14 protein-coding genes and 1 other RNA gene are annotated in these 22,680 nt (G+C 68.7%); 8 read left to right on the forward strand and 7 right to left on the reverse strand.

Annotation, left to right across the window (positions count from 1 at the left end):
- Positions 1–794: 794 nt before the first annotated feature.
- Together GobsT_RS04045 and GobsT_RS04050 are read left to right on the forward strand one after the other, a co-directional pair.
- A complete protein-coding gene (locus tag GobsT_RS04045) occupies positions 795–3,530 on the forward strand; it encodes a S8 family serine peptidase (RefSeq protein ID WP_010043467.1) in 2,736 nt (911 codons plus the stop codon).
- A gap of 395 nt (positions 3,531–3,925) precedes the next feature.
- The gene (locus GobsT_RS04050; RefSeq protein WP_109571313.1) at positions 3,926–4,192 is read left to right on the forward strand and encodes a hypothetical protein; all 267 of its coding nucleotides are present in this window, start codon (positions 3,926–3,928) and stop codon (positions 4,190–4,192) included.
- A gap of 250 nt (positions 4,193–4,442) precedes the next feature.
- Here the strand turns inward: GobsT_RS04050 and GobsT_RS04055 are convergent, their stop codons facing one another.
- Positions 4,443–5,396 carry a vWA domain-containing protein gene (locus tag GobsT_RS04055; protein WP_162542183.1) on the reverse strand — a complete coding sequence of 318 codons (954 nt, stop codon included), beginning with the start codon at positions 5,394–5,396 and terminating at the stop codon, positions 4,443–4,445.
- A 687-nt stretch (positions 5,397–6,083) separates the two neighbouring features.
- Positions 6,084–7,316 (reverse strand): ABC transporter permease, encoded by a 1,233-nt coding sequence (locus GobsT_RS04065; protein WP_010052473.1) that lies wholly within the window; start codon positions 7,314–7,316, stop codon positions 6,084–6,086.
- 91 nt (positions 7,317–7,407) lie between these two features.
- Here GobsT_RS04065 and GobsT_RS04070 point away from each other — a divergent pair, with 91 nt between their 5' ends.
- Positions 7,408–7,614: a hypothetical protein gene (locus GobsT_RS04070; RefSeq protein ID WP_010052469.1), complete on the forward strand. Its 207-nt coding sequence runs from the start codon at positions 7,408–7,410 to the stop codon at positions 7,612–7,614.
- Positions 7,615–7,679: 65 nt separating this feature from the next.
- Here GobsT_RS04070 and GobsT_RS04075 read toward each other — a convergent pair whose 3' ends face one another.
- Positions 7,680–8,534: an ABC transporter ATP-binding protein gene (locus GobsT_RS04075; protein WP_162542182.1), complete on the reverse strand. Its 855-nt coding sequence runs from the start codon at positions 8,532–8,534 to the stop codon at positions 7,680–7,682.
- Positions 8,535–8,691: 157 nt separating this feature from the next.
- Between GobsT_RS04075 and GobsT_RS04080 the strand changes: the two genes are divergently transcribed.
- Positions 8,692–9,375, forward strand: a complete 684-nt coding sequence (locus tag GobsT_RS04080) for a tetratricopeptide repeat protein (protein ID WP_010048833.1) — start codon at positions 8,692–8,694, stop codon at positions 9,373–9,375.
- A gap of 21 nt (positions 9,376–9,396) precedes the next feature.
- Here the strand turns inward: GobsT_RS04080 and metH are convergent, their stop codons facing one another.
- Positions 9,397–12,993 carry a methionine synthase gene (metH, locus tag GobsT_RS04085; protein ID WP_010048832.1) on the reverse strand — a complete coding sequence of 1,199 codons (3,597 nt, stop codon included), beginning with the start codon at positions 12,991–12,993 and terminating at the stop codon, positions 9,397–9,399.
- 873 nt (positions 12,994–13,866) lie between these two features.
- Positions 13,867–14,075: non-coding RNA, 6S RNA (gene ssrS / locus GobsT_RS04090), on the reverse strand.
- A 279-nt stretch (positions 14,076–14,354) separates the two neighbouring features.
- On the opposite strand from ssrS, the gene glnA reads away from it, so the two are divergent.
- The 4 genes from glnA to GobsT_RS04110 all read left to right on the forward strand — a co-directional run bounded on the left by glnA (position 14,355) and on the right by GobsT_RS04110 (position 19,081).
- Complete coding sequence (gene glnA, locus GobsT_RS04095; RefSeq protein ID WP_029601245.1) at positions 14,355–15,794, forward strand: type I glutamate--ammonia ligase; 1,440 nt, start codon at positions 14,355–14,357, stop codon at positions 15,792–15,794.
- Positions 15,795–15,954: 160 nt separating this feature from the next.
- A complete protein-coding gene (locus tag GobsT_RS04100) occupies positions 15,955–16,740 on the forward strand; it encodes a gamma-glutamyl-gamma-aminobutyrate hydrolase family protein (protein ID WP_010048824.1) in 786 nt (261 codons plus the stop codon).
- A 204-nt stretch (positions 16,741–16,944) separates the two neighbouring features.
- On the forward strand, positions 16,945–18,144 hold the full coding sequence (locus tag GobsT_RS04105; protein ID WP_050790385.1) for an anhydro-N-acetylmuramic acid kinase: 1,200 nt from the start codon (positions 16,945–16,947) through the stop codon (positions 18,142–18,144).
- 16 nt (positions 18,145–18,160) lie between these two features.
- Positions 18,161–19,081, forward strand: a complete 921-nt coding sequence (locus GobsT_RS04110; RefSeq protein WP_010050633.1) for a hypothetical protein — start codon at positions 18,161–18,163, stop codon at positions 19,079–19,081.
- A gap of 3 nt (positions 19,082–19,084) precedes the next feature.
- Here GobsT_RS04110 and GobsT_RS04115 read toward each other — a convergent pair whose 3' ends face one another.
- Complete coding sequence (locus tag GobsT_RS04115; RefSeq protein ID WP_010050636.1) at positions 19,085–20,020, reverse strand: N-acetylglucosamine kinase; 936 nt, start codon at positions 20,018–20,020, stop codon at positions 19,085–19,087.
- 149 nt (positions 20,021–20,169) lie between these two features.
- Positions 20,170–22,578 carry a S9 family peptidase gene (locus GobsT_RS04120; protein WP_109571309.1) on the reverse strand — a complete coding sequence of 803 codons (2,409 nt, stop codon included), beginning with the start codon at positions 22,576–22,578 and terminating at the stop codon, positions 20,170–20,172.
- Positions 22,579–22,680: the final 102 nt, after the last annotated feature.

The following is a 22,680-nucleotide window of genomic DNA, read 5'->3' on the forward strand; positions in this document are numbered from 1 at the left end:
CTGCGCCCTTTCTGTAAAGGACGCCGTCACGGGTAACGTATCGGAACCGGGCGCGGCGACCTCGGGCCGGCGGCCGGGACGATGCACTCGTCGTGCCAGAACTAACCGTTTCAAGCCGGGCCGTCACGGCGAAGCAGGACGCGCGGCCGGGTGCCTGTTCCCTGGGGCCGTGAACGTCCCGTCCGCGGCTCGGCGGCAGTCTGTCGTGTAGATGAATGCCAGTTGCGAACGGTGCGTGTGCGTATGATTGGGCGAACCGTTCGCGGTTCCAGTGGGCCGCCACTCGGCCGCGCGTCACGGCCCGCGGACTTGAAACGACACGGCCCGTTTGAAGTGTAACGGCGACGGGCGCTCCCAGCTCGTGGATTTCACTGATTTCACGTTCGTGCGTGTTTTGCAATTGGCCGGGAGATCGGAACACGTCGAGGTCACACCCGCCTGCTCATGCAGGCGGGTGGCGCAGAACCAGCGAACCTGGAGCCACCGGACCGGCTGTCGCGCCGGGACCGGCGCAAACCCTTGTAAAGAAGCCGAAACGGTGTGAAATTTGTGCTCCGGCGCGGCCCCGGGCGCGCGGCCGGCGTTGAGTTTGCGCACTCCCGCTGTCGCCGTTTTCGGACCCGTGCCGGGTTCCCAGACATCCTCGGAACGAATTTACGAATTTCGCATCTGCGAGCTTGGCGGGGGCGAAGTCGTCAGATAAGAATGGGTGCCAGTCGGGCTCCTCACCCCTCGAACTGACTCGCGAGCCCGACGGCATTTCCCAACACCTCTCGTCACTCGAAAGGTTCCCTATGGGGTTCCCGGATCGCTCGCGCCTGGGGCGCGCCCACCTCGCCATGGAACGGCTCGAAGACCGCACCACACCGGCCAAGCTGGACGCGGCCCTCGCGCTCGCGCTGCCCGACCTCGTGGCGGCCGGCGCCGTGTCGGGCGACCACGTGAACGTGGTCATGAACGCCACCAGCACGAACGCCGCCGACCTCGCCGCCCTGTCCGCCACCCCCTTTGCCGCGAGCGTCAGCCCGCTCGGGTTCGGGATCTACAGCGTCACCCTCACCCCGGGCACCGACCTCGGCGGGGCGCTGGCCTTCTACGGCTCCCTCGCCGGCGTCACTTCGGCCGCCCCGGACCAGATCCTGAACGTCCAGCGGACGCCGAACGACCCCTCTTACAACTCCCTGTACGGGATGACCAGGATCGGCGCCCCGACCGCCTGGGACAGCAGCACCGGGACCCCGGGGTTCGTGGTCGCGGTGATCGACAGCGGCGTCGACTACCGGCACCCGGACCTGGTCAACAACATCTGGATCAACCAGGCCGAGATCCCGTCCGCCGTCCGGGCCCGCCTCGTCGACGTGGACGGCGACCGCACCATCACCTTCCGCGACCTGAACAACGCGGTCAACCAGGGCGCCGGCAAGATCACCGACCTGAACGGCAACGGGTACATCGACGGCGGCGACATCCTGAAGCCGGTCGCCCAGGGCGGGTGGGCGGACGGGACGGACGGGAACGGCACCGCCGGCTCGACGAACAGCTACCGGGACGACCTCGTCGGCTGGGACTTCGCCAACAACGACAACGACCCGCTCGACGACAACAACCACGGCACGCACGTGGCGGGCACCATCGGCGCGGTCGGGAACAACGGGGTCGGCGTCGCGGGCGTGAACTGGAACGTCCAGATCATGGGCCTGAAGTTCCTGGCGGCCAACGGGAGCGGCTCGCTGAGCGCCGCGGTCAACGCGCTGAACTACGCGGTGACGATGGGCGTGAAGCTGTCGAACAACAGTTGGGGCGGCGGCGGGTACGACACCACCCTGGCCGCCGCGATCGGCCGGGCGCAGACCGCGGGCCACATCTTCGTCGCCGCCGCGGGCAACAGCGGGCAGAACATCGACTCAATCGCCAGCTACCCGGCCAGCTACATCCAGCAGTACAACAACGTCGTGTCCGTCGCGGCCACGGACAGCGCCGACCGGCTGGCCAGCTTCTCGAACTACGGCGCCTCGTCGGTCACGCTCGCGGCCCCGGGCGTGGGCATCCTGAGCACCACCCCGAACAACACCTACAGCTCCTTCAGCGGCACCTCGATGGCGAGCCCGCACGTGGCCGGTGCCATCGCGCTGTACTGGGGCGCCAACCCGACGCTCACCTACCAGCAGGTGATCGCCAAGCTCAAGTCGTCGGTGGACGTGGTGAGCGGCCTGAGCGGGAAGGTGTCCACGGGCGGCCGGCTGAACGTCGCGAAGATGTTCGCCGGGAGCACCTCGCCCCCCGTCGCGGTGTCCGGGCCGAAGGTGGTGTCGGCGAGCTTCGGGGGCGCGACCGCGACCCAGTTCGATAACGTGCTGGTCATCTTCGATAAGGCGGTGCTGACCTCCACCTTCACCGCCGCCGACGTGAGCGCGTTCACGGGGCCGAACGGGACCCTCGCGGTCACCGGAATCGTCGCGGTCAACGCGACCAACGGCAGCGCGACGCAGTTCCGGATCACGTTCGCGGCGCAGACGGCCAACGGCAGCTACTCGCTCACGTTCGGGCCGAACATCACGGACGCGGCCGGCAACCTGATGAACCAGAACGGCAACGGCACCAACGGCGAGGCCACCCTCGACCGGTACACCGCGGCCGGGACGCTGACCACGACCACGACCACGACCCTCTCGACGGGGACCATCGCGGCCCCGATCCGCGACCTCTCCACTCTGACGACGACGCTGAACGTCACGCAGGACATCCGGATCGCCGACCTCGACGTGGTCGTGAACCTCACCCACACCTGGGACAGCGACCTGGTCATCACCCTCACCTCGCCGACGGTGAACGGCGTGGCGGGCAAAACGGTGACGCTGTTCAACCGCCGCGGCGGGAGCGGGGACAACCTGACCAACACGCGGTTCAACGACGAGGCGACGACCTCGATCGCCAACGGCCTCGCCCCGTTCAACGGGTCGTTCAAGCCCGAAACCGCGCTGTCCGTGTTCGACGGGCTGTCCACGAAGGGCGCCTGGACCCTCACAGTGCGGGACGCGGCCAGCGGGGACATCGGGACGCTGACCAACTGGCAGTTGGTCGTGACCGGCACCCTGGGCGGTGCGGGCGGTGCGCGCTCGCTCGGGTTCCTGGCCGAGGAGCCGCTCGCCCCGGCCGCGGACGTGACGCCCGCCCTCGCCTCCGCGGCGGTCGCGCCCGCCAGCGTCCCGGCGGCCGTCAGCGCGGGCTTCACCGCCGCGCCTGCCGCTACCCTTGCGGGAGCCGCGAGCGCATCGACCGCCGTTGCGTCGAGCGCCCCCGGCGCGGCCCCGCTGTGGCTCGCGGGCGATGACGCGCGCGACGAGTTCGTCGCCCGGTACGAGGGCGAACCCGAAACCTCCGACGGGGACGACGGCTACCAAAGCTCCTTCGGCATACTGGTGGACGACGCCGCGGCCCCGGCGACCGGCGAGGAATCCGCGGTACTGTACTTCGCCCCCGTGTCGGCGGGCGTGTCGGACGCGCTGGGCGCGCTGTTCGGCGACGCGTAACGGGTTCGGTTTTCGGTGCCGGGCGTGCGCCCCGCCCGCCCGGCTTACCCATCGCCCCGCCGCAGCGGTCGTGATGGGTAAGCCGGGCGGGCGGGGCGCACGTGTTCCGCCGCGCGAGCGACTCGGCTTGACGGGAGGCCGCCCGGACTGTGTGCTGATATCTGAACCCGGTAGTTTCAAGTTCCAGGTTCCAAGTTCCACGTGAAGCTGAAGGCACACGAATGGCCCGGGGCTTTTGCCGAGCCGGTTCCCAACTTGGAACCTGGAACTTGAAACTTGAAACGACTGCAACCACCTGCGGGCACCGGTTCGGGAACGGGCCGCGTGCGCCACGAAACGGGCGCCCGCAATGGTCAGGCACGAGGGCGGGTCGGATCACTTACGGAGATCGTGCGATGGGGATGGAGAACTACAGCCCGCACCAGCAGAAGATCATCAAGCGGTACTATGACAATATCGATCAGGTGTCGTGGCAGCGGCTCGCGGAGCTGGTCGCCGACCTGTATTTGGCGGAGGGCAAGAAGCGGGAGAAGATGTGGACCTCGGCCGCGAGCTTTATGGAGAAGCTCAAGGTGCCGCAGACCAAGATCGACGCCATCGTCCAGAAAAAGGACATCGAGGCGCTCGCCAAGCTCGTCAAGGAGCTGATGGGGAAGGAGTAACGAGTTCGGTCATTTCCAGTTCGCACCTCGGAACGGTGCGTTGGTTCTGAGTGTGGTCCGCTCACGCCGTGAGCGGTCGCTCGGCGTCTCGGAAGCGCGTTACGCACAACGACGGAGCGGATCGGATCCGCGGAGCGACCGCTCACGGCGTGAGCGGACCACACTCAAAGCCAGAACCGCGGTACGGCGAGCGGGGCCGCACAAATGCCCGCCCGGCTTCACTCTCGTCATCGCAGCCAGCAGAGCGGCATCAGGGCTTCGGACCCGCGACGTAACGGTACGTTCCCTTCGCCTGCTTGGCGATCATCTTCAGTTCGGCCTCCCCCTGCTTCCCCCCGAACGCGACCGTATGGATCACCGCGGGCGGGCGCAGGGCCTGGTTCAGCGTCCGGATCTGTTCGACCTCGCGGGGGTCGAACTCGCCGTCCGTCATGAGGTACACCACATCCGGCGGCGGCTTTAGCTTCAGGACGTGCTGAAACCCCACGACGGGCGAGGTGCCGTTGGCGGTCTGAATCCCCTGGACCCACTTGCTGACGGCGGCGACCTCGTTGCGGTCGGCGGTCCAGCGCTTGAGCGGTTGCGGGTCCGCTTCGCTGCTGAAGAACGTCACGTAAAACTGGGCGCTCCCGCGTGACCGCGCGAGGGTGCTGGTGATCTCAGCCTTCAGCACCGTGAGGGGCGTCCCCTGCATGCTGCCCGAGTTGTCGGCGAGGATGGCGAACCGGTTCCCCCGGGCCGCGGTCCCGAAGAAGCTCGCGCTCCCGCCCCCGGCGCCCGCGAACCCCGACGGGAACCGGCCGTCGTCGCGCCCGGAAAGGTCACCGAGCCCGGCCAACAGATCGCCCTTGTTCAACGGCACCGCGAACGGGTCCTCCGCGCGCCCGGCCGCCAACGAGGGCCGATCGCCGGCCCCTGGGTCCGCAACGGCGGTCGAAGTCCCGGCGGCCCGGGAGTCGGCCTGGGGTTCCCCGAGGTTCAGTTCCGTCACGTCCCCGAGGTCCAGTTCGTCCGTCGTCGGAAGTCCGGTGTTGATGACCGCCGCCGGTGGGGTGGCGACCGTCGTGCGGGTCGGGGCGAATATCCAGAACAGTGTGCCGAAAACCAGCGCGTGCGCGACAGCACTGATCACCCACGCCGGCCCGAAAGCCTTGAGGAACCGCTCGGAGCGTGTACTGGCGTGTCGAACGGTGGGGCGGATCACCGCCGCTTTCGGCGCGGCGCCAGGCCCGGGGGAATTGCCCCCTGCGCCGCCCGCGGCACTCGCAGGAGAATGTGTGACACGTTCGGAACCGTGCCCGCCGGGAATCGGCCCGCTCATGCGTGCTCTTCGTGTGGGTGGTGAAACCGTCTCATCAGTAATACGGCCGTTTGGCACTGCCCGTTGGCAAGATTCGTGCCGGCGGCCGCGGGTGCGCGTTTGAAGTGGTTGAGGATTCGTTGAGGCTGACTGCCTGGTCCAGACTTGATTGCCTTCCGTATCCCGTCGAGCGCCGTGCCCGAGCCCCATCAGAAATCAACAAATCCGTTGCGCGGCTGCAAAGGCGACCGAACGGGTGCGCGGCTGAGTTTTTGAAAGGAGTTTCGGTAAAGGGGATCTGATTCAGTCAGAGCGATTCGTTCCGAATGCGGGTAACTGCAAGCTGCTGCGGATGCCGTTCGCGTGTCGCTTGGCCAACCAGCGCCCACCCGTGAGCACGGCCCGACCGGGGGATGGTAGAAGGCCGGAGTCACCGCCCGATGTGTTCGGCCACAGGCATCCGCCCGCTACGAAGTAACGCGGGGGATTGCCCGGGTAGCATTCAACAAGTTCACGTGCCAAGCCGGAGACATGCGCCGACAGGCCACAACCACGTCAACACGCTGGGTGTGGGAACGTTCGGAGGCGGGGTCACTGCCACCCGCGGCGTTTGAACACCCACCCGGCGGCGCACAGCCACAGCACCGCGAGCAGCAGCGCGGCGAGCAGGTGCCGCCAGTGCGTCGTCTCGACGGTGCCGCTCAGCGCCGCGTGCAGGATGCGCGGGCCGTGGAACTCGACCGCGGCGTAGGACAGGAACGGGATGCCGTTGATCGAGCAGATCATCAGCAGCATCGACACCGACAGCAGGTAGCACATCCCGCCCAGGAACGCGGCCCGCTGCGTCTTGGCCCACGCCGCGATCGTCATGCCGATCCCCAGGAACCCGCCGCCCACCGCCACCAGGGCCAGCCAGAAGAACAGGCTGGAGAGCACGTCGGGCTTGTAGATGGCCGCCAGCGTGGCCGCCAGCCCCAGCCCGAACGCCGGGTAGAACACGAACTTCGCCGTCAGCAGCTCCAGCGGCGACGCCGGCGAGAGCGCCTGCGCCAGCAGCACCCCGCGCTCGCGCTCCTCGCAGTTGAGGGTGGGGAGCAGGTACACGCACGCGAAGTACAGCGCGAACACCACCATGCCGGTGGCGATCGCGGCCCGGAAGTCGAGCACCTTCCCGCCCAGCCCGCGCCGCTCGATGCTCAGGTCCGGCACCAGCGGCTGCTGGACCTCGACGTTTCCGGCCTTCCGCGCGGCCTCCACCTGCTCCTGAAGGCGCTTGTGCGCTTCGAGCACGAGCCACTGGTTGTTGGAATCGAAGGCCGGCTCGTCGGGCAGCTTCGCCCCGGGCAGCTTGAGCGCGGCCTCGCGCGCGAAGAACCGCCGCGACTCCTTCCACACCCACTGCTCGTAGGGGGCCAGCGCCAGCGGTTCGCCGTCCGGGTGCCAGATGGAGAGCTTGACCGCGGTGCGGCGGCCCGGGCCGTCGGGCTGCCGGATCTGGATCGCCCCGGTGCCGGTGTCGTACCGCACGGCCTCGTCGATCTGGTCGGGCTTGCGCAGCTCGCGGAACCGCACCGCCCCCTTCAACTCCTCCGGCACGTTCGCCCGGAGGTGCTTCACGAACGGGGTGTGCTCGTCGAACTCGACGAAGCAGTGGTGCACCCCGTCGACCATGCCGGTCCCCTCGGCGGTCTGGCCGCTGGGGGCGAACACGCTCAGCAGCACCGCCGCCGCGACCAGCAGCACGGCCAGCGCGATGCCGCCGCGGTTCGCGAGGTGCCGGGCGACCTCCTTGCGGATCAGCGCCTTCAGGATGTACCAGCGCATTTCAGGGCTCCCGCGGGTCGTTCGGCCGGCGCCCGGCACGCGGGCTGCTCTCGACAGTTCGTGTCGCCCCGCACCCGAACCGGAGACGGTCATGGCAAAGGGTCGTGCCTGGAAGATGGAGCGCGCGAGCGTGTCGGTGCCCGGCAAGTCGCGCCCCAGATCCAACAAGTACTCGGGCGGCGACGCGGACCAGCGGCCCGCGCCGGGCGCCCGCCAGCAGGTGTGGGTCGGCGGCTACACGCGCGCCGACGGCACCAAGGTCGAAGGTCACTATCGCGCCACCGCCGGGCACGCCTGACGTGTCCGGATCGAGCGACACGTGTCTCCCGAACGCCTTTGGTAGGCGCTCGGGAGACACGTGCTTCAATCGAACGCCAGCCCGGTGAGCTTCAGGAACGTCGCGTGGAAGTCGAACTCGCGGGTGCGGACGCTCAGCGCCCGCCCGGAGGTGACCAGCGCCGCGAGGTCGGTGCGCCCCTGCGGCGTGTCCAGGTCGTACACGAACCGCTCGCCGTCGTCCCGGATCGCGTCCACCTTCCGCTCGGTGTGCTGCTGCTTCAGCGCCAGCGGCGAGTCGAGCGCCACCAGCTTCCCGCGGGCCATGATTCCCACGCGGTCGCAGATCTTCTCCACCTCGTCCATGTCGTGCGTGGTCAGAATAATGGTCGCACCCGCTTTCACCCGCTCGCGCAGGATGCGGTGGACCACCTCGGCCGAGTGGATGTCGAGGTTCGCCGTCGGCTCGTCGAGGTATAGCACCTGCGGCTCGTGCAGCAGCGCGCGGGCGAGGAGCAGCTTCTTGCGCATCCCGAGCGAGTACCCGCGAACGGGCAGGTCCGCGGCCTCGTCCAGCTCGACCATCTTCAGCACCTCTTGCGCGCGCAGCTTGGGCACGCCGTAGAGCTGGCCGAAGAACTCGAGGTTGCGGCGCCCGGTGAACTCCTCGAAGTGGTTCTCGCGGTCCGGTACGTACCCGAACGTGGGCTTGATGTCGGCCCACTCGCGGACCACGTCGCGCCCGCCGATGGTCACGCTCCCGCCGGTCGGCCGGCGCTGCCCGATGAGGACGCGGATGGTCGTCGATTTGCCGGCCCCGTTCGGCCCGAGCAGGCCGAACAGCTCCCCGCGGCGGATGTCGAGGTCCAGCCCGTCGACCGCGGTGAACGAGCCGTACTGCACGCGCAGCCCGGCGATGCGGATCATGACGTCCGGTTGCAAGCGGCTCCCCCCGACCGAAGTCGCGCTGAAAGTTCGTCCGACGGGAGGATAGAACAGGATTCGCCCCGCGTGCGAAAAGTTCGGGCGCGGGGCGGCGAACAACGTGTCATGCCCGGGCGGCGGCCCGGGCGGCGGCCCGGGGTCCGAAGGAGTGCCCATGATCCGGTTACTGGTGTGCGGGGCGGCGGTGGCGGCGGTCGCGGTGCTGGGGCGGGGCGAGGAGCCGAAGCCGGCCCGGTTCGACTACACGGTGCGCGAGGACATGTTCAAGGCGCTGGGCGGCGACGACAAGGCGCTGGCCCGCGGCCTGAAGGCGTGCGACGACGCCCTGGCCAAGAACCCGAAGCACGCCGAGGCGCTCGTGTGGCGCGGGGTCGGCACCATGCGCGAGGCGACCAAGCACTTCCAGAACAAGGACAACGGGAAGGGCCTCAACTCCTGGCTTCAGGCGCTCAGGGAGATGGACGAGGCGGTCAAGCTGGAGCCGAAGAACCTGGGCGTGCGCATCCCGCGCGGGGTGGTGTACATCACCGCGTCGCGGCAGGCCCCGGAGAGCCAGCAGAAGCGCCTGCTCGCCGCGGCCAAGGAGGATATGGAGTTCGTGCTGTCGCAGTACCCGGGCGAGGCGCTCAAGAAGGTGAGCGACCACCGCCGCGGGGAACTGCTGTTCGCGCTGGCCGAGATCGCCCGCCGCACCGGCGACGAGGAGACCGCCACCAAGCACCTGAAGCAACTGTCCGAGCTGACCCCGGACAGCCGGTGGGGCAAGGACGCCAAGACGTGGCTCGCCGACCCGAAGGTCAAGACCCGCTCGTGCGTCGGGTGCCACGGCGGCGAGTGACGTCCGGCCCGCGGCCGCGCTTCACTCCGCCGTGGCGCAGCCGGCGGTGCGGGTGGTCACGAAGTACTTCGCGTCCGGGTGGTGCATCACGATCGCGGTCGTGGACTGCTCCGGTTCGAGCTGGAACTGCTCGCTCAGCGTGATCCCGACGCGGGTCGGGTCGATGAGCGCGAACAGCGGCACCTGGTCCTCAAGGTTCGGGCACGCCGGGTACCCGAACGAGTACCGGCACCCGCGGTAGTGGCCCTTGAACAGCTTCTGAACCACCGGCGAGTCGTCCCCACCGATGCCCCACTCGCGCCGGAGCTGCTGGTGGAAGTATTCCGCCAGCGCTTCCGCCGACTCGACGCCCAGCCCGTGCAGGAACATGTAGTCCTGGTAGCGGTTCGCGTTGTACCACTCCTGCGCGACGCGGGTGACCTCGCGGCCCATCGTCACCGCCATGAATCCGACGTGGTCCACGGCTTTGCCGTCGCGGGTCGGTTCGACGTAGTCCGACAGGCACAGGAACTCGCCGAACTCCTGGCGCGGGAAGTCGAAGGTGTGGCGCGGCGTCTTGTGGTCGTCTTCGTACACCGTGAGTTTGGTGCCGTCGCTGGACGCGGGGAAGAACCCGTAGGTCACGGCGGGCCGCAGAATGTTCTCCGCGAGGCACTGCGCCTTCAGCCGGGCGAGCGCGGGCTTCGCCACCTCCTCGATCTGCTTCGCGTACACGGCCGGGTCGACGCCGCCCTTGCGGAAGCCCCACTGGGTGCTGAACAGCGTCAGCTCGTTGACGAACTCGAACACCTCGTTCATGTCGAAGTCGGTGCGGACCTTCGACCCGAGGAACGGCGGCACGGGCACGTCCGGCGCCTTCGGCAGCGACGGCGACCGCGGCGGCAGGTCGGCGCGGGGCGTGCGCGGGGCGGTGCGTGCGCGGGGCGCGGGCTCAAGTGCCGCGGTCCCGCCGCTCCCACCGATCTCGCGACCCGCTCGGCTCTCGACGATTTTCGTAAGTGTGGGGCTGGCCCGGCTGATGTCGTACTTCTTGCGGCGCGCGAGTTCGTCCATCACGTGCAGCCCCTCAAAGGCGTCCGCGCCGTAAAAGACCTCGCCCTTGTAGATCGACCGCAGGTCCTGCTCCACGTACCGCCGGTTCAGCGCCGCGCCGCCGAGGATCACGGGGGGGGCCAGGCCGCGCTCGTTGAGCGTGACCAGGTCTTCCTTCATGATGACGGTGGACTTCACCAGCAGCCCGCTCATGCCGATGGCGTCCGCCTTGTGCTCCTTGAACGCGGAGATCATCGCGTCCACCGGCTGCTTGATGCCGAGGTTGTACACCTTGTAGCCGTTGTTCGTGAGGATGATGTCCACGAGGTTCTTGCCGATGTCGTGAACGTCCCCCTTTACGGTCGCGAGGACGATCTTGCCCTTCTCCGCGCCCTCCACCTTCTCCATGAACTGTTCGAGGTACGCGACCGCGGCCTTCATCACCTCGGCGGACTGCAGCACGAACGGGAGCTGCATCTGGCCGCTGCCGAACAGGTCGCCGACCACCTTCATCCCGTCGAGCAGGACGTTGTTGATGATGTCGATGGGCGAGTGCTTCGCGCGGGCCGCGTCGAGGTCCGCGACGAGCGACTCCCGGCGCCCCTGGATGATCGCCTGGCGCAGCCGCTCCTCGGCCGTGTCGCCGAGCGACTGCGACTTCTTGCTCTCGACCTTTTTGTCCGCGTAGTGAGCAATGAGCAGTTGCAGCGGGTCTTCCACGCAGTTGCCCGCCGCGTCGAACACCCGCTCGTCGAACAGCAGCCGGCGGCACAGCTCGCGCCCCGTTTCGTCGATGCTCGCCAGCGGCATGATCTTGGCCGCGTGCAGGATCGCGGAGTCGAGGCCGTACTCGAGCGCGTAGTGCAGGTACATGCTGTTCAGCACCTGCCGGGTGTACGGCGCGAGCCCGAACGAGCAGTTCGACAGGCCGAGGTGCGTGAGCGCGCCCGGCAGGTTCTGCTTGATGAGCCGCAGGGCCTCGAACGTCGCGATGGCGCTCTTGCGGGTCTGCTCCTGGCCGGTGGACAGCGGGAACACCAGCGTGTCGAACATCAGGTCCGACGGCGGAATGCCGTACTCGTGGACGACGATGTCGTAGATGCGCTTGGCGACCTCGAACTTCCACTCCGCGGTGTCGGCCTGCCCCTTCTCGTCGATGGTGAGGGCGACGAGCGACGCGCCGTACTTCTTCGCGAGCTTGGTCTTCGGGTCGAGCGTTTTGCGGCCGTCCTCAAGGTTGATGCTGTTGATGAGCGCCTTTCCGGAGCACAGCTTCAAGCCGGCCTCGATCACGTTCGACTCGGTGCTGTCGAGCATGATCGGCTTCGTCAGCACCGCGTTGTACCGCTTGATGACCTCCTTCATGTCGCGGACGCCGTCGCGGCCGACGTAGTCCACGCACACGTCGAGCACGTGGACGCCCTCGCGCTCCTGCTCGCGGGCCATTTCGACGAGCCCGTTCCAGTCGTCTTTCTCGAGTAGCTGCTTGAACTTCTTGGAGCCGTTGGTGTTGGTCCGCTCGCCGACGAGCAGCGGGCGCTGATCGACCAGGAGTTCCTGGCTACCTTGGAGGCTCGACACAGCCGGGACGTACACGGGGGTGCGCTTCGCCGGGGCTTTCCCGTGCAACCGGTCGCACACGGCTTTCAGGTGCGCGTGGGTTGTGCCGCAGCACCCGCCGATGATGTTCGCGCCGTGCTCGGTGACGAACCGCTCTTGCCACTTGGCGAACCCCTCGGGGTCGAGCGGGAAATAGGTCTCGTCGCCCCGCGTTTCGGGCATGCCGGCGTTCGGGAGCACGCTGAGCAGCTTTCGGCTGTGGCGGCTCAGGTGGCGCACGTCCTCGTCCATCCAGTCCGGGCCAACCCCGCAGTTCATGCCGAGAACGTCGATCTCGTCGATCGGGTCGAGTGTGACCAACCCGGTTGCGATGTCAGTGCCGGGCAGCATCTTCTTGTTTTCGTTGATGATGGTGAGCTGCACCATCAGCGGGAGCCGCACCCCAGCCCGCTTCATCTCCTCGATCGCCGCAACCGCGGCGCACTTCGCTTCGAGAATGTCGAAGCACGTCTCGATAAGGATCGCGTCGACCCGCTCCTCGATCATTACCCGAAACTGGGTGCGGTAGGCATCGGCCAGCGAGTCGAAGTCGATGTAAATGGCCGGGTCGGTCAGCGACGGCATCTTGGTGCCGGGGCCGACGCTGCCGATCACGAACCGCGGCCGGTCGGCGGTGGCGAACTCGGCGGCCACTTCCTTCGCGAGCCGGATGTTCAGCCGGTTGATCTCGTCGAGCTGGTCGGCCATGCCGAACTCGCCGAGGCCGATCGCGTTCGCGTTGAAGGTGTTGGTCTCGACCCCGTCGCACCCGGCGGCGAAGAACCCGCGGTGGATCTCGCGGATCCAGTCGGGGTGCGTGTACACCAGCGCGTCCGACAGGTTCATCAACGACTTGCCGGCGGACGAGTAGCCCCAGTCCTTCTCCGTCGGCTTGTACTTGTGGAGGCTGGTGCCCATCCCGCCGTCGAGGATGGCGACGCGCTCGCGAGCGAGGTCGAGGAACGGGTGGCGGAAGGAGCTCGGCATTGGGGCGCCTGTTGGTGCTCAGGGTGCGTGTGTGGCTGTTATACCGAATTGAAGTCGCAAGTCTTAACGTCCGCAAGGCGGAACCGCGGACCGGCCGGAATTTAAATGCAGCTTGCGACCCGATCAAAAAGTGAGCGGCCGACTCGCACCGTCCGTGGGCGAGTCGGCCGCGACCTGCCGTGGCGTCCGTGCCACAGGCCGCACGCCGGTCCGGTTCGGGTTTCAACGGCCCTTCGCAGCGGGGCGGGGAAGCGTGTCCGCCCCGGGCGTCGTCCCTAACACCACTCCCGGCGCGATCCTTGCGGCGGGTGCGAAGGGCCTCGAACCGGCCCGGTTGCCGTGCGTCGTAACGACGAAGCCCCCGCTCACGGCGCGCAGAGCCGTGAACAAAACAAGGGTCGCCGTGTGTCTCGTTGACTTGGCCCGCCGGAGCGATAGGCGGGGGAATGCCGCGGCCGTTCGCCGCGACCGCCGCTAACGGGCGGTCGCGAAACGTAAGCCGGGGCTGGTTCTCCGACGCGGAAGCGGTGACTTGGACAGAGGCGTTCGTCGGGTAACGATCATCCCGATTCCTCGCGTCGGTTGCGTCTCGGTCATGGGGGGAACGATACCCGCTGAGCCGATTGTGTCAACGGGGAAGCCACTGCCAACGCGATGTCAGTGGCGAAAATTGAAAAACGCTGAAGTTCCCAGCACTTCACGCCGACGCGCGGTTCGCGACCTGCGTGAGTCAAGGGGTCGCGGGCGTGAGGACCCGCGACCGTGCTGGTCTCTCTCTAGGAGGCGTAATTCGTTGCGGGAAAGTGATTTGGAAAGCCGGGAACGGATCGGGGAAGGGGGAGAGCAGAAAAAAACGAATGTCCCGAAAAAGAAAACGCCTCCGCCTGTGCCGTGTGCGCCGCCGGTTGGGAACCCGCTATTGAGAAGGGAACCTCGCCCGAGCGTGAGCGGATCCCACTACAATCCCGGCCGAAACCGGGGATGGGCTTGCGCGCGGCTCGAGCCTTAAAATAAAGGCTCCCAAGCAGGTTAGTGTAGGTTCGCCAATTGAATGCGACGCATCACGAACACCGCAGAGGCGAACTCATAATACCCTCAGGGCGCGAGCGAATCAAACCGAGTGTCTGCGCGGCGCCGAGGTCGAAGGGGCGAAAAACAGACAACCAACGGATCGTATCGATCTGCCGGACCCGTTGCGCCCGTCGGAGCGGGCCGGCGGGCGCTCGTGCCGCGAACCGCGGGGCGGACGAGTTAGGGGTTGGGGCGGCGCCTCGTCCCTATAACAACTCGGGCGCACGCTCCTCTCCCCGCGTTCGCGCATCCCCGCTGAAGTGACCGGGCCGCCTACGGAACGTCCCCCCATGTCCAACCACGTGCGCACCCCACGCGAAGTCCTGGCGCTGCTCCGCGAGCGCGAGGTGAAGGCCGTCGACTTCCGGTTCATGGACTTCCCGGGGCTGTGGAAGCACTTCACCGTGCCCGCCGAGGTGCTCGACGAGAACGCGTTCGAGGACGGCATCGGGTTCGACGGGTCCAGCATCCGCGGGTGGGTCGCGATCAACGAGTCCGACATGCTGCTGATGCCGCAGCCGGACACGCTGTTCATCGACCCGTTCTGCAAGGACATCACCCTGGCGATGCTGTGCAACATCCAGGACCCGCTCACGAAGGAGGACTACTCGCGGGACCCGCGGAACGTGGCCCGCAAGGCCGTGAACTACATGAAGTCCACCGGCGTGGCGGACGCCGCGATGTTCGGGCCGTCGCTCGAGTTCTTCGTGTTCGACGACGTGAAGTTCGACCAGACCCCGCACTCCGCGTTCTACTACGTGGACTCGGGCGAGGGGCAGTGGAACACGGGCCGCGACGAGCGCCCGAACCTGGGGTACAAGATCCCGTACAAGCAGGGGTACTTCCCGTGCCCCCCGCAGGACGCGCTGCACGACCTGCGCAGCGAGATGATGCTGGCGATGATGCAGTGCGGGATGACGGTGGAGAGCCACCACCACGAGAAGGCCAGCGGCGGCCAGTGCGCGATCAACGTGCGGTACGACGACCTCGTCGCGATGGCCGACAACGTGCTGAAGTACAAGTACGTCGTGAAGAACGTCGCCCGGCGGCACGGCAAGGCCGCGTCGTTCATGCCCAAGCCGCTGTTCGAGGACTACGGCAGCGGGATGCACGTCCACGTGTCGCTGTGGAAGGACAAGGGCGGCGACCGCGTGAACCTGTTCGCCGGGAGCGACTACTCGGGCCTCTCGGACACGGCCATGTACGCGCTGGGCGGGCTGCTGAAGCACGCCCCGGCGCTGTGCGCCATCACCAACCCCACCACCAACAGCTACAAGCGGCTGGTGCCCGGGTACGAGGCGCCGGTGAACCTCGCGTACAGCCAGCGGAACCGGTCCGCGGCGGTCCGCATCCCGGTGTACTCGTCGCGGGCGAAGTCGAAGCGGCTCGAGTTCCGCATCCCGGACGGGGCCGCCAACCCGTACCTCGCGTTCGCCGCGATGCTGATGGCGATGCTCGACGGCGTCCGCAACAAGACGCACCCCGGCGAGCCGCTGGACAAGGACATTTACGACATGCCGGCGGAGCAGTTGCAGAACGTCCCCAAGACCCCCTGCACGCTCGACGAGGCGCTCACCGCGCTGGAGCGGGACCACGACTTCCTGCTGCACGGCAGCGTGTTCACCGAGGACGTGATCGAGACGTGGATCGACTACAAGCGGCGGACGGAGGTGTCCGCGATCCGCGTGCGGCCGCACCCCTACGAGTTCGCGCTGTACTTCGATAGCTGACCGCGCGCCGGCTGAGACAAAAGCAGATCGCGCGCCGGGCACAATTTTTCGCGGCGCGTGAACTTGGGGTTGAAATGCCGATTTTGCAGCCGTTACACTTCTTAACTCGCTCCGCCGGACACGATGTCCGGCCACGTTGAGTCACGGAGGACGCGCTGCAATGGCCACCCGCACCAAAGACAAAGAACCCGCCCCGCCGCCCGCCCGCCCGCTGATCGCAGTGAACGCGGACATCGTGGCCCCCAAGAACGGCGCCGCGTTCGCCAAGGTCAACGTCGGGTACCTCGACGCCATCGTCGCCGCCGGCGGGCTGCCGCTGGTCCTGCCCCCGCTCCGCAAGGACAACCTGGCCGACATCGACGCGCTGCTGAACCAGTGCGCCGGGATCGTGCTCACCGGCGGCGCGGACATGGACCCGCGCCGCAACGGCCAGCCGCTCACCGCGGTCGTGAACCCGATGCCGGCCCGCCGCGAGGACGCCGACCGGTACCTGCTGGCCAAGATCTTCGAGCGCAAGATCCCGGTGCTCGGGATCGGCGTCGGGATGCAGCAGCTCAACGTGTTCGCCGGCGGCACGCTGTACATGCACCTGCCGGCCGACAACCCGAAGGCGCTGCCCCACTTCGACCAGACCGGCGCCCCGCACCGGCACATGGTGCTGATCGAGGAGAACACCCGGCTCGACGACATCTACGGCACCCAGGAGCTGCGCGTGAACAGCGCGCACCACCAGGCGATCAACCAGATGGGCAAGCGGATGCGGGTGGCGGCGAAGGCCCCGGACGGGGTCATCGAGGCCATCGAGTCGACCGACCCGAACTGGTTCTGCGTGGGCGTGCAGTGGCACCCCGAGGCGGACACGGCCAGCGCCCTCGACGTGCAGATCTTCGACTGCTTCGTGCAGGCCGCCGTGCGGAACTCGGACGGCGTGCTGGCCGCGGCGTAACTCTCATACGTGAACCCGCAATGGGTGTCGCTTTCTTGACGAGCCGCGACCGCCAGGGAGTGGTGCCACGTGTACCGCTCCCTGGCGGTCGCGGCTCGTCAAGAAAGCGGCAATATTACCGGGTACGTGTATCAGTCCCAGGTTCCAGGCCCGAGCACCCGCGCCCCGTTCGTTCGATCAAACCTGGAACCCGGAACCCTCTCGATGGTGCGCACCCTCATCGGCCTGTCGGTCGGCTCGGGGCTGGAAGGCGTGGACGCCGCGGCGGTCCGGGCCGACGGGCTCGGGCTGGGGCTCGCGCTGCGCGTGGTCGCGGCCCCCAGGGTCGCGTTCCCGCCCGGCGTCCGGGACGCGTTCCGTGCCGCGCACGGGGCTCCGGCGCCGCTCGCGCCCGAGGTCGTCCGCACGGCGGCCGAGACGCTCGTGTTCGCCGCCCGGCAGGCGCTGACCCGGGCCGCCGTGTCCCCCCGCGACGCGTTCGCGATCGGGTTCCTCGAACCGACCCGCCCCGCGGCCCCGGTGTCGGTGCGGTGGGCCGAGGTCGCCGAGCGGGTCGCCGAGCAGACCGGTGTCACCGTCCTGCACGGGTTCGCCGACCGCGACCGGGCGGCGGGCGGCGCGGGGCGGCCGGTCACCGCGGTCGCGGACTACATTCTCTTTCGCGACCCGACCGAGTCGCGCCTGCTGGTCCACCTCGGCGCGGTGTCACAGGTGCTCCTGCTCCCGGCGGGCGGAACGATCCCGACGGCGTTCGGGGGGGAACCCGGCCCCGGCAACCAACTCCTCGACCAGATCCTGTTCCACGGCACGAAGGGGCGCGAATTCAGCGACCTGGGCGGCAAGCACGCCGTTCAGGGGCGGTGCCTGGAGCCGCTCCTCGCGCGGTGGGCGGACCACCCGCACCTCACCCGGGCGCTTCCCAAAACGGTTCACCCCGAAGCCTTCGGGCGCAGCTTCCTTCTGGCGGCGTTCGAGTCGGCCCGGTTGCTCGGCGGCGGGCTCCCCGACCTCCTCTGCACCGCGACGCACCTGGCGGCCCGCGCGATCGGCGCGGCGTGCCGGGCGCCGCACATGCGCCCCGACGGCCCGCGCCGGGTGCTCCTCACCGGCGGCGGGGTGCGGAACGGGTTCCTGTGGCAACTCGTGGCGAAGCAGTTCGCCGGGGGCGTCGAGCGAGCCGACGCGGCCGGTGTGCCCGCGCTGACGCGGAACGCCGCCGCCGCTGCCGTACTCGCCGCGCTAACGTGCGACGGCGTGCCCGGCAACCTGCCCCTCCTCACGGGCGCGGCGGGGGGCCGGTTACTGGGGCAGATCTCGCCCGGCGACGGCCGGAACTGGGCGCGGTGCTCGGCGTGGCTCGCGGATCAGACGGGCGATTACCCGCGTGCGAACCGGGCCGCGTGACCCACGGGGCGAACGCATGCCGGATAACCACTACGATCAGGCGAGTCGGTTCGCGGCCCGTCTCGACGCCGCAGCGTTCCTTGCGTGGCTGCTCAACCTGCCGGCCGCCGAGTTCGGGTTTCGCGGCTGGCTTGATACGCGAGGCGTGCCGTTTCCGGGCGCCCCGGACCGCACATCCGATACAGTTGCGCATCTCACACGTGCCGATGAGGCCGGTGTGCCGTGGCTCGTCGCGATCGAATTCCAGACGAAACCCGATCCAGAAATGTTCGGCCGGTTACTGGGCTACTTATCCGAGCTGTGGATGGAGCGGAAACCGGATGCCGAGCGCGGGAGCCGCTTTCACCTCGGCGCGGCGGTTGTTAACCTGACCGGTAACGGGCTCGCATCACGTGCGATGAACTGGCCCGCGGCGGGGCTGCTCACGCAACTGGCCGTCGCCGAGCGCAACCTCGCGAGCGAATCGGCCGCCGACCTGCTCGCCGGAATCGAATCCGGGCGCTGGTCGCGGGTGCTACTACCGTGGGCGCCGCTTATGGCCGGCGGCGATCAGCCCGACCTCATCGACTACTGGAAAGCGCTCGCGGAAGCTGAGCCAAACACCCGGCGCAAGAGCGAAATTGGCGGGCTGGCGCTGGTGTTCGCTGAGAAGGCGAGCGGCCGGGACACGTGGCAACGGAAACTGGAGGGCTGGAACGTGGAAGAATCCGCTCTGGTAAACAGTTGGATCGCCCGCGGCAAGGAGATCGGCAGGGAGATCGGCAGCGTCGAAGCGGCGCGGCGGACCGTATTGAGACTTGGGGCGAAGCGGTTCGGCGGGGCGACACCGACCGTGAGCATGGCGATTCAAACGATGTCGGATCACGGGCGATTAGAACGCATTATCGACCGCATCTTCGACGCGGCGAGCTGGGACGATCTGCTTACCACGGAGTGACGGTCAGCCCACGAGCTTCCGCGCGAGCACCACCGCGCCCGTTACCGGGGCGTCCACCACGCCCACCGGTCCTGGGGTCACCCCGCAGGACCGCAGCTCGCTCAGGAACCGCTCGCGGTACGCCGCGTTCTGGACCACCAGCCCGCCCGTCAGCGCCACCGGCACACCCTCGGTCGGCAACCCGCCGGCCCGCACCGCGCCGGCCGCCGTTTGCGCGAGTTCGCGCGTCTCCTGCTCGAAAATGCTCCGCGCCGTTGCGTCACCGGACGCGGCGGCGGCCAGAACCAGCGGCGCCAGCGCCGCGATCGCCGCCTTGTCCCACTTCCCCCGGTACACCGCGGGGATGAACTCCCGCGGGTCGCTCGATCCGAGTTCCTTCAGTAGCACCGGCAGCAGCGCCGTCGGCTCCCCGATGCCGTCGGCGGCGCGGCACGCGGCGCGCAACCCGAGCAGCCCCGTCCGGAACGCGCTCCCCTCGTCGCCGAGCAGGTAGCCCCAACCGCCGGCGCGGGCGTCGCGGCCCTGCGCGTCGAGCGCGAACGCGATCGAGCCCGTTCCGGCGATCACCGCCAGCCCCCACCCGTCGGGCGTCCCGGCGGCGAACAGCAGCGTCGCGTCGTTCGCGACGCTCACCTTGTCGGCGAGCTGAGCGAGGTCGGCCCACCCGAGGATCACGTCCGCCCCTTCGGCGCGGTCCACCCCCGCGAGGCCGAGCGTCGCCGCCGCGACCGGCCGCCGCGACACCCCGGCGGCCTTGAACGCGCCCACGACCGCCGCGTTCAGCTCGTGAAGGGCCGACGTGACACCCACCGCCTGAATGTTCGACGGCCCGCCCTCGCCGCGCCCCAGCTCGGCGCCCGTGCGGGCGTCGGCCAGCACCGCAATCGTCTTCGTCGCCCCGCCGTCGATGCCGATGACCAGAGGTTGCGCGTCGGTCATGTGGGTTCCGCAGATGTCAGGCAGCAAAAAAGGGCGGCCGCGGTAACGGCCGTAAGGGTGGGTCCGGGAACGCCCCGGCGCGCGTGCCGGGCCTCGTTCGTGTCTTCCTTTTGTGCTCGGCGCGCTTCCGTGCGGCCAACACTTTTCTTTTATTTCTTCGCGCCCTTCACGTACCGGTCGAACCACGCGATCTGCTCGTACAGCACGTGCCCGATGGACTCGCGCGCGGCGTAACCGTGGTCCTCGTGCGGGAGCAGCACCAGCCGCACCGTACCCCCGGCGCCGCGCACCGCCTGGTACATCCGCTCGCTCTGCACCGGGAACGTGCCCGGGTTGCTGTCGGCGGCGCCGTGGATCAGGAGCAGCGGCTCCTTGATCTTGTCCGCGTAGTAGAACGGCGACATCCGGCCGTACACCTCGGGCGCCTCCCAGAACGTGCGGCGCTCGTTCTGAAACCCGAACGGGGTGAGCGTCCGGTTGTACGCCCCGCTCCGCGCGATCCCCGCCTTGAACAGGTCGCCGTGCGCGAGCAGGTTCGCGGTCATGAACGCGCCGTAGCTGTGCCCCATCACCCCGACCCGCGCGGGATCGACGCCGAGTTCGGCGGCCTTGTCGAGCGCCGCCTTCGCGTTCGCGTTGAGCTGGTCCACGAAGTTGTTGTTCGCGGTTTCCGGCGGCCCCACGATCGGCATGGACACTTCCATCACCGCGTACCCCTGGGTGAGGAAGAACAGGTGCGAGTACCCGCTCACGGCGGTGAACCGGTGCGGCGACCCCGTCACCTGCCCCGCGGTGTCGGCGGACGCGAACTCCACCGGGTACGCGTAAAACACCCCCGGCACCTTCTCGCCGTCCTTGTGGCCCGGCGGCAGGTGCAGCGTGAACGAAATGGCGGTGCCGTCCGCCCGCTTCGTGGTCACGAGCTGCTTCTTCGCCTTCCGGAGTTCCGGCGCGGGGTCGGCGTTCGTGGTCAGCGGCTTCTCGTGCGGGCCGTCGCGGAAGAAGTAGTTCGGCGGCTCGCTCACGGACTCGCGCCGGACGAGCAACTTGGTCCCGGTGCCGTTCAGCACCCGGACGACCTCTTCGTAACTCCCCTCCGGGCAGTGGAACAGGCGCTCCGCCTTCTGCGTCCGGAGGTCGTACCGGTCGAGGAACGGGCGGTCGCCCTTCGGGCTCGCCCCGTCGCCCTTCATGAAAATGGTGTCGCCCGCCGGGTCGCCGGCGGTGCGGATCACCGAGTGCCCGCTCGGGAGCTGGCGCAGCAGCGGCGCGCCGGGGTCGCCGTACCGGTCCTGCACCGAGCGCTCGAACAGCAGCTTCGGCTCGTCCGCGAGGACCGGGCTGCTCGCCGCCAGGAACGTGCGGCCCCACTTGCGGTCGCGGTCGTAGTCGCGGACCAGCATCCGGTTGCCGGTGGGGAAGAAGTCGAGCCCCGCGAACCGGTGCTCGACCTTCATCAGCTCGGTGCCCGTGACCGCCTCGCCGCCGACGGTCGCGGTGACGATCGCGTCGCGGTGCGGGACCTTCTTCTTGGGGTCGCCGTCGTCCCGCGCCTCGGCCCAGATGAGCGCGTGCGGCAGGGTCGGGACCCACCGGATCGCGCGGGGGCCGGTCGGCACGCCCTCGATCGGCACCTTGTCCTGGAGCGGCAACTCGGCGACGGTCGCGGACCGCTCCCCGCTCGACTTGAACACCTCGACGGCCCGCGGGAACGCGGTGTACGGGTGCAGGTACGAGAACGGCTTCTGCGCGCGGAACGCCAGGACGAACTGGCCGTCGGGCGAGGGGTCGGAGCCGATGTTGATCGCCGGCCGCCCCACGTTCCGGACCGTCGGGTTGCCGGGCTCCCCGCTCACCACCGCGAGCTGCGAGGTGCAGTAGTACTCGAACAGGGCCGCGTCGTGCGGGTCTTTCAGGAGGTCCTGGTAGGTGCGCACGGGCGCCGCCGTGCCGCCGCTCTCTTGCACCACGGGGCCGACGGGCGCGGCCGGGGGCCGGGGGGCCTCGCCGCGCCCGTCGGGCACCAGTTGCACGAGCAGCGACCGCCCGTCGGGCATCCACTGGACGGACGAGCCGACCGCCGCGCTCAGCCGCACGCCCTTCACCGGTTCGAGCTTCGGATCGTCGAGCGCGCACACCCACAGCTCGATGCCCGCGTCGGTAAAGTTCTCCACCGCGAACCGCTTCCCGTCGGGCGCCCAGAGGGGGAACCCGATCCGACCGTGTTCGGGCAGGGCGAGCGCCTTCGGCTCCCCGCCGGTGACCGGCAGCAGGGCCAGCCCGGTGGCCCGCGCCGGGCGGGCGGGGCCGTTGGTCTTGGGGTTGATGCGCAGCCCCGCGAGCCGCAGCATCGGCGCCGCGACCTCTTCAATCGAGGGGTAGCGGGCGGTCTGCACCAAGAGGATGTGTTCGCCCGTGGGCGAGACCGAGAGGCCCGGGGGGGCGGGCGCGTCGAGGATGTCGAGCACCGCCTGCGGCGGCTTCTGGTAGCCGTCCTGACCGAACGCGTCTACGGAACTGAACAACACGAACACCCCGCACAAGAACGCACGCAACATGGCTGCCCTCCCGAACGTCGTTCAGGCAGTATACTGAGGCGTTAGAAACCCACCCCCGGCTCTCCCGAGTGGGAGAGGTGGCGCCGCGAACAGCCCGACGCG

Origin of the sequence: Gemmata obscuriglobus, from assembly GCF_008065095.1 — a bacterium.
In the GTDB taxonomy this organism is placed as follows: domain Bacteria; phylum Planctomycetota; class Planctomycetia; order Gemmatales; family Gemmataceae; genus Gemmata; species Gemmata obscuriglobus.

Coding starts and splice junctions, on each gene's coding strand:
- metH (WP_010048832.1), bottom strand. CDS start 12,993: ATGCCGAGCTCCTTCCGCCACCCGTTCCTCGACCTCGCTCGCGAGCGC.
- GobsT_RS04120 (WP_109571309.1), bottom strand. CDS start 22,578: ATGTTGCGTGCGTTCTTGTGCGGGGTGTTCGTGTTGTTCAGTTCCGTA.
- GobsT_RS04115 (WP_010050636.1), bottom strand. CDS start 20,020: ATGACCGACGCGCAACCTCTGGTCATCGGCATCGACGGCGGGGCGACG.
- GobsT_RS04045 (WP_010043467.1), top strand. CDS start 795: ATGGGGTTCCCGGATCGCTCGCGCCTGGGGCGCGCCCACCTCGCCATG.
- GobsT_RS04110 (WP_010050633.1), top strand. CDS start 18,161: ATGCCGGATAACCACTACGATCAGGCGAGTCGGTTCGCGGCCCGTCTC.
- GobsT_RS04080 (WP_010048833.1), top strand. CDS start 8,692: ATGATCCGGTTACTGGTGTGCGGGGCGGCGGTGGCGGCGGTCGCGGTG.
- GobsT_RS04100 (WP_010048824.1), top strand. CDS start 15,955: ATGGCCACCCGCACCAAAGACAAAGAACCCGCCCCGCCGCCCGCCCGC.
- GobsT_RS04105 (WP_050790385.1), top strand. CDS start 16,945: ATGGTGCGCACCCTCATCGGCCTGTCGGTCGGCTCGGGGCTGGAAGGC.
- GobsT_RS04050 (WP_109571313.1), top strand. CDS start 3,926: ATGGGGATGGAGAACTACAGCCCGCACCAGCAGAAGATCATCAAGCGG.
- GobsT_RS04065 (WP_010052473.1), bottom strand. CDS start 7,316: ATGCGCTGGTACATCCTGAAGGCGCTGATCCGCAAGGAGGTCGCCCGG.
- GobsT_RS04070 (WP_010052469.1), top strand. CDS start 7,408: ATGGCAAAGGGTCGTGCCTGGAAGATGGAGCGCGCGAGCGTGTCGGTG.
- glnA (WP_029601245.1), top strand. CDS start 14,355: ATGTCCAACCACGTGCGCACCCCACGCGAAGTCCTGGCGCTGCTCCGC.